The following is a 6,664-nucleotide window of genomic DNA, read 5'->3' on the forward strand; positions in this document are numbered from 1 at the left end:
GCGTCCTGGATCTCCTCCAGGAGGTTGAGGACCTGGGCCTGGATCGACACGTCGAGGGCCGAGACGGGCTCGTCGCAGATGATCAGGTCGGGCTCGAGGACCAGGGCCCGCGCGATGCCGATGCGTTGGCGCTGGCCGCCCGAGAACTCGTGGGGGTAGCGGGCCAGGGCGTTGCTCGGGAGGCCCACGGCGTCAAGGGTCTTGACGATGCGTCGGCGGCGGTCGGCGCGGTTGGTGCCGAGGTTGTGGGCGGTGAGGCCCTCGACCAGGATGGACTCGACGTTTTGGCGGGGGTCGAGGCTGCCCAGCGGGTCCTGGAAGACCATCTGGAGGCGGCGGCGGGAGCGGCGCATCTCGGCCTCGGGGAGCTTGGCGAGGTCGGTGCCGTCGAAGTCGACCCTGCCCGAGGTGATGTCGACCAGGCGAAGGACGGCGCGGCCCAGGGTGGTCTTGCCGCAGCCCGACTCGCCGACCAGGCCGTACGTCTCCCCCGATTCGACGTTCAGGGTGACGCCGTCGACGGCGCGGACGTGGCCGACCGTGCGGTCGAAGACGATGCCCTGTTTGATGGGGAAGTGGACCTTGAGGTCGTCCAGTTCGAGCAGACTCATCATGCCTCCGCCGCGGGGGATTCCGGAAGGGTCACGGGCGCTTCGTGGTGGGTGACCGGGTTGACGCATCGGTACTTGTGGCCGGTGTAGGTCTCGGTGAGGTCGGGGGTGCCCTCGAGGCAGGCGAGGGTGTAGTGGTCGCAGCGGGGGGCGAAGGCGCAGCCGTCGGTCCAGGCGATGTTGTCGTTGACGGAGCCGCGGATCGGGGTGAGGGGCTCGCCGCGGGGGGCGTCGAGGCGGGGGATGGAGCCCAGGAGGCCGACCGAGTAGGGGTGGGTGGGCGAGGCGAAGAGGGGGCGGCGGGAGGCCGCCTCGACGACCTTTCCTCCATAGAGGACGTTGATGTCGTCGCACAGGCCCGCCACGACGCCGAGGTCGTGGGTAATCATGAGCAGGGCCGTGCCCTGGTCGTCGACGAGTTCCCGCAGCAGCTCGAGGATCTGGGCCTGGATCGTGACGTCCAGGGCCGTGGTGGGTTCGTCGGCGATCAGCAGGCGGGGGGCGCAGGCCACGGCCATCGCGATCAGGGCGCGCTGGCGCATGCCGCCGGACAGCTGGTGGGGGTATTCCTTCAGGCGGCGGGTGGGGTCGGGGATGCCGACGCGGTCCAGCAGGTCGGCGGCCTCCTTGCGGGCCGGGGCGCCCTTGAGTCCCCTGTGGCGGGTGAGGATCTCGGTGACCTGGACGCCGATCGGCACCACCGGGTTGAGGGACGACAGCGGGTCCTGGAAGATCATGGCGAGCTGTGAGCCGCGCAGGTCGCGCATGTCGCTCGCTCGCAGGGACAACAGCTCGATGCCGTCGAACGTCGCGCTGCCGGAGATCTCGGCGCGCTTCAACAGGCCCATCAGGGCCAGCGAGGTGACGGACTTCCCGCAGCCCGACTCGCCCACCAGGCCGACCACCTGGCCGGCGTCGACGCTGAACGACACGCCGTCCACCGCGTGGGTGGGGCGGCGGCCGCGGCGGGAGAAGGTGACCGACAGATCGTCCACTGTGAGTAGAGACATGGAATCACTTCCGCAGCTTCGGGTCGAGGGCCTCGCGCATCGCCTCGCCCAGCAGGGTGAAGCCGAGCGCGGTGATGATGATCGCCACCGCGGGGTAGAGCGCGAGTTGGGGCGCCACCGAGATGAACGTCTGTCCCTTGGCGAGCATCGCACCCCATTCGGGTTGCGACATGTCGGGGTTTCCCAGTCCCAGGAAGGAAAGCGCCGCGGCCTCGATGATCGCGGTGGCCAGGCTCAGGGTGGCCTGGACGATCACGGGACCCAGCGAGTTGGGGACGATGTGGGCGAAGACGATGCGGGAACGCCGCACCCCCAGCGCCCGGGCCGCCAGCACATAGTCCGAATGGGACTGCGCGATCATGGACCCGCGGAACAACCGCGCGAAGATCGGGATCTGCACCACCCCGACGGCGATCATCAACGTGGTGAGGCTGCGCCCCAGCAGCGCGGCGATGCTGACGGCCAACAGCAGCGAGGGCAGCGCCAGCATCATGTCGATGAACCGCATGATGACCGTGTCTATCGTGCGGCCGAGCTTGCGTCCCAGTCCCTGGCAGGCGCCCGAGATCCCGCCCAGCGCGGCGCCGACGGCGAAGCCCAGCAGGGTGGCGATCACGCCGACCATGAGGGACTGTCGGGCGCCGATCAGCATGCGGGAGAACTCGTCTCGTCCCAGCTGGTCGAGCCCCAGCCAGTTCTCCGCCCGCATTCCCACGAAGTGGTTCTGGGACTGGGAGACCTCGTCCCCCCAGGTCGTCGCCACCGGGTCGTAGGGCGCGACGAAGGGCCCGATCACCGCCATCACCACGAACACCGCGATGATGACGGCGCCGGTGAGGGCCAGCGGGCTGCGCCGCAGGCCGCGAAACGCCTCCCGCCAGATGCCGGCGCCCTTCTGGTCGTCGGAGGTCGCGGCGGTCAGCTCGGCGAGGCGGTCGATCTTGTCGGTCTTGGTTGACATGTCAACGCACCCGCACTCTCGGGTCGATGATGCTGTACGAGATGTCGACCAGCAGGTTGATGAGGACGTACATGGTGGCGATGAACAGGATGAAGCCCATCAGCACCGAGTAGTCGCGGGCGTCGATGGCGCGGGCCAGGAACGAGCCGATGCCGTTGAAGTCGAACACGGTCTCGGTGAGCACCGCGCCCGACAGCAGGCTGCCCGTCAGCAGGCCGATCGACGTGATCACGGGGAGCATCGCGTTGCGCAGGACGTGGCGGGCGCGAATCGTGGATTCCTTCAGGCCCTTGGATTCGGCGGTGCGCACGTAGTCCTCGCCCAGCACCTCCAGCACGCTGGCCCGGGTCATGCGCACGATCACCGCCAGCGGGATCGACGCCAGGGCGATGCCCGGCAGCACCAGGTGGGCCAGGGCGTCGGAGGTGACGGTGAGGTCCCCGGTGAGCAGGCCGTCCAGCACGGCGAATCCCGTCACCTTGGTGGTCTCCAGTCCCGGCGACAGCTGCCCGATGGACGGGAACCATCCCAGCTGCACGGAGAAGATCTCCTTGAGGATGTACGCCAGGAAGAACACCGGGATGCAGATGCCCAGCAGCGACGAGGTGACGACGCTGGAGTCCAGGAAGCCGCCCCGGCGCCGCGCGGCGAGGTATCCCAGGGGAATGCCGACGATCACCGCGATCAGCATCGCGGTGATGCCGAGCTCGATGGTGGCGGGGAAGCGGGTGGCGAACTCGTCGATCACCGGGCGGTTCGACTGGACGGAGGTGCCGAAGTCGCCCTTCAGCATGTTCTTCACGAACCGTCCGTATTGAACCCAGATGGGGTCGTCCAGGTGCAGCAACGCGCGGATCTGCTTGCGGCGCTCCGGGGTGGTCCGGTCGCCCAGCAGCGCCGCCTCCGGCCCGCCGGGGAGGTTGTGCAGCCACACGAACAGCAGGATCGACAGCCCGATCAGGGTGGGTATGAGCTGAAGCAGCCGCCGGACGATGAAACGCAACACGGCCTTCGCAACCTTCCGCTAGCGGCGCCGGGACCGACCGCGCCCGCGGCCGATCCCGGCGAATGTCACATGCCTGTTACTTGAAACTGGTTTCGGCGAAGTTCTCCGAGGTCAACGGGGAGACCTTCGGCGGGTTCACGTACGACGCGAACGCGATCGACGGCGGCGAGTGCGCGATCGGCACGCCCGGCAGGTACTTCATGATCAGGTTGTTCGCCTCGACGTACATGTCCTTGCGCTTGGACACGCTCGGCTCGTTGTCGATCTTGTCGAGGAGGTCGAAGATCTTCTTGTCCTTGAAGCCCCACGAGTCCTTGTAGGTGCCGAACCAGGTGCCAAGGAAGTTGTACGCCTCGTTGTAGTCCCCGGTCCAGCCGAGGATGTAGAGGCTGCACTTTCCGTTGTTCACCGCGTCCTGGTAGTCCGGGTTCCACTTCATCGGGTTCTCGGTGACCGTGACGCCGATGGCCTCGAGGTCGGCCTTGATGTTCTGCGACACGTCCTCCGGGTCGGGGAGGTACGGGCGGGTGACATCGGTGGGTTCACACAGGTCGATCTTCAGCTTCGACTGGCCCGCGTCCTTCAACAGCTTCTTGGCCGCGTCCTTGTTGTAGTCGTAGGTCTTGACGTCATCGGAGTAACCGTCCAATGTGGGGGCGAGGAACTCCTTGGCGACGGTGGCGCCCGGCGGGTAGATCTGCTTGATGATCTTCTTCTTGTTGATCGCCTGGGCGATGGCCTCGCGGACCCTCTTGTCGGCCAGCGGGGTCTTCTTGCCGTCCTTCTTCTGGTCCATGCCGAGGTACATCAGGTTGAAGACGCCGCGCTTGGGCACCTGCATGCCCTTGTCCTTCAGCGTGCTGACGTCCTGCGGGGCCACCAGGTCGTAACCCTGGATCTCGTCCGAAAGCAGCGCCTGCTTGCGGTCGTTCTCCTTGGGGATCGTCTTGACGATCATCGTCTTGATGTGCGCCTTCTCCTTGGCGTTCCAATAGCCGTCGAAGCGGGTCAGCGTGACCTCGCTCTCGCCGTGGTCCCACTTCTTGTACTTGTAGGGACCGGTTCCGGCGGCCTCCCCGGCCTTCTGGCTGTAGTCGGGGTAGGTCAGCTTCGCGGGGTCGTCGCCCTTGGGGGCCGACTCCTTCGCGTAGGTCTTCAGCGATTTGGGGCTGTGGATTCCCATGGACGCCAGCGTGAAGCCGCCCGGCAGGCGGGCGCTGGCGTGGTTGACCTTGATGACCGGCGTCAGGTCGTCCTTGGCGGTGCAGGAGTTGTAGTTCGGCGGCGGGGTTTCCTTGCTCTCGTTGTGCTTGAAGCCGCCGAAGGTGTCCTGCCAGTACGTGGACACCGCCGCGTTCTGGTACGTGCCCTTCCAGTTGAACCACCGGTCGTAGTTGTCGCACACCACCTGGGCGGTCAGCTTGGAGCCGTCGTGGAACTTCACGTTGTCGTGCAGGTGGAAGGTCCACGTCTTGCCATCCTTGGACGTGTCCCAGGTCTTGGCGAGCTGACCGACGATCTTGGTTCCGCCGGATTTGTGGGTCAGCAGGCCCTCGAAGACCTGGCGCGTCACTCGGAAGGTCTCGCCGTCGGACGCCAGCGACGGGTCGAGCGACTTGGGGTCACCCGCACCGGCGAAAACGAAGGCGGTCTTGTCATTGCTGTGGGTGGCACTGGCCGTACACGCGGTGGTCGCGGCCAATGCCAGGGCCGGGATCGCGGCCAGCAATGCGTACGTCTTGGGCTTTTTCAGTCGCATGATCCACCTCGGGGTCACGGTGGTAGGGCTGTCACTGTCACGAACCCTAGTGCGAATCCATAACTTTGTGAACCGCGTCATAGCCCTTGATATCGAATTGTGTCCAACTAGCACCGCGCCCACCGCGTCCCCTTTAGATCTGGCGGCGGCCCTCGAACGCACGCCCAAGAGTGACCTCGTCGGCGTACTCCAGATCGCCGCCCACGGGCAGACCCGACGCCAGGCGCGAGACGGTCAGACCCATCGGGGTGATCATCAGCGCCAGGTAGGTCGCGGTGGCCTCGCCCTCGGTGTTCGGGTCGGTGGCGATGATGAGCTCCTTGGTCTCGCCGCTCCTCAGGCGCTGCAACAGCTCCTTGATGCGCAGGTCCTCGGGCCCCACCCCGTCCAGTGGGTTGATCGCGCCGCCCAGCACGTGGTAGCGGCCACGGAACTCGCCGGTGCGCTCGACGGCGATGATGTCCTTGGGCTCCTCGACCACACAGATCTGCTCCTCGCCGCGGCGGGGGTCGCGGCAGATGCGGCACAGGTCGTCGGTGGAGACGTTGCCGCAGATCGTGCAGAAGCGCACCTGATCCTTGACGACGCGCAGCGCCTCGGCCAGTCTGTCCACATCGGCCTTATCCGAGCCGAGGATGTGGAAGGCGATGCGCTGCGCGCTCTTGGGGCCGATTCCCGGCAGACGACCCAGCTCGTCCACCAGGTCGGCGAGTGCTCCCTCGTACACGCCGGCTACATCCCGGGCAGCTGGCCGCCGCCGATGCCGCCCGGCAGGCTCTGGGCCAGGGGACCGAACTTGTCCTGCGCGAGCTTCTTGGCCTCCTCGGTCGCGGCGACGATGGCCGCGCCGACCAGGTCCTCCAGGGTCTCGACGTCCTCGGGGTCGACGGCCTCGCGGTCGATCGCGATCGACTTGAACTCGCCGCCGCCCGTCATGGTGACGGTGACCAGGCCGCCTCCCGCCGAGGCGGACACCTCGGCGTCGTTGAGCTCCTGCTGCAGGGCCATGTAATTGGCCTGCACCTGCTGGGCCTGCTGCAGGAACTGCTGCATGTCGGGCATGCCCTCACCACCAGGAAACATCTGTTTCCTCCCTTTCCTCGGTTTGCGTACAGCCTAAAGCTTCTTCGCGCCGACCTTGTCGGCGAACAGCTCCACCGCTTTGTCCATGCTCATGGAGCGCGGCGGCGGGACCTCGTGGGGTTCGTCGTCGGGGTCCGGCTCCATCGATTCTTGAGTGGACGGACGCGGGGCACGCGCCGCTGGCGGCGGGCTGGCCGGTTCGGGGGCGGGGGTGCGCGCGGGCGGGGGCGGGGG

The 6,664-nt window shown here is 67.0% G+C and carries 7 protein-coding genes and 1 pseudogene; all 8 read right to left on the bottom strand.

The features are described from left to right. On the bottom strand, window positions 1-611 hold a 611-nt coding region (locus tag VE172_RS04840; RefSeq protein WP_324797960.1), incomplete at its 3' end, for a dipeptide/oligopeptide/nickel ABC transporter ATP-binding protein. Then, entirely contained in the window at window positions 611-1,621 is a 1,011-nt protein-coding gene (locus VE172_RS04845) for an ABC transporter ATP-binding protein (protein WP_324797963.1), read from the bottom strand. The genes VE172_RS04845 and VE172_RS04840, both read right to left, overlap by 1 nt. Window positions 1,622-1,625: 4 nt before the next feature. Continuing rightward, on the bottom strand, window positions 1,626-2,582 hold the full coding sequence (locus VE172_RS04850; RefSeq protein WP_324797965.1) for an ABC transporter permease: 957 nt from the start codon (window positions 2,580-2,582) through the stop codon (window positions 1,626-1,628). A 1-nt stretch (window position 2,583) separates the two neighbouring features. Next, window positions 2,584-3,588 (bottom strand): ABC transporter permease, encoded by a 1,005-nt coding sequence (locus tag VE172_RS04855; RefSeq protein WP_324797968.1) that lies wholly within the window; start codon window positions 3,586-3,588, stop codon window positions 2,584-2,586. Window positions 3,589-3,664: 76 nt separating this feature from the next. Continuing rightward, window positions 3,665-5,347, bottom strand: a complete 1,683-nt coding sequence (locus VE172_RS04860; RefSeq protein ID WP_324797970.1) for an ABC transporter substrate-binding protein — start codon at window positions 5,345-5,347, stop codon at window positions 3,665-3,667. A 133-nt stretch (window positions 5,348-5,480) separates the two neighbouring features. Further along, a complete protein-coding gene (gene recR, locus VE172_RS04865) occupies window positions 5,481-6,074 on the bottom strand; it encodes a recombination mediator RecR (RefSeq protein ID WP_324797973.1) in 594 nt (197 codons plus the stop codon). Window positions 6,075-6,079: 5 nt separating this feature from the next. Then, window positions 6,080-6,430 (bottom strand): YbaB/EbfC family nucleoid-associated protein, encoded by a 351-nt coding sequence (locus tag VE172_RS04870; protein WP_324797976.1) that lies wholly within the window; start codon window positions 6,428-6,430, stop codon window positions 6,080-6,082. 33 nt (window positions 6,431-6,463) lie between these two features. Then, window positions 6,464-6,664 (bottom strand): annotated as a pseudogene (locus VE172_RS04875) (hypothetical protein); the annotation flags it as partial.

This window comes from Stackebrandtia sp. (assembly GCF_035643755.1).
Lineage (GTDB): Bacteria > Actinomycetota > Actinomycetes > Mycobacteriales > Micromonosporaceae > Stackebrandtia.

Excerpts from the sequence above, each read along its gene's own strand:
- VE172_RS04845 (WP_324797963.1), bottom strand. The coding sequence starts at position 1,621 with ATGTCTCTACTCACAGTGGACGATCTGTCGGTCACCTTCTCCCGCCGC.
- VE172_RS04870 (WP_324797976.1), bottom strand. The coding sequence starts at position 6,430 with ATGTTTCCTGGTGGTGAGGGCATGCCCGACATGCAGCAGTTCCTGCAG.
- VE172_RS04860 (WP_324797970.1), bottom strand. The coding sequence starts at position 5,347 with ATGCGACTGAAAAAGCCCAAGACGTACGCATTGCTGGCCGCGATCCCG.
- VE172_RS04850 (WP_324797965.1), bottom strand. The coding sequence starts at position 2,582 with ATGTCAACCAAGACCGACAAGATCGACCGCCTCGCCGAGCTGACCGCC.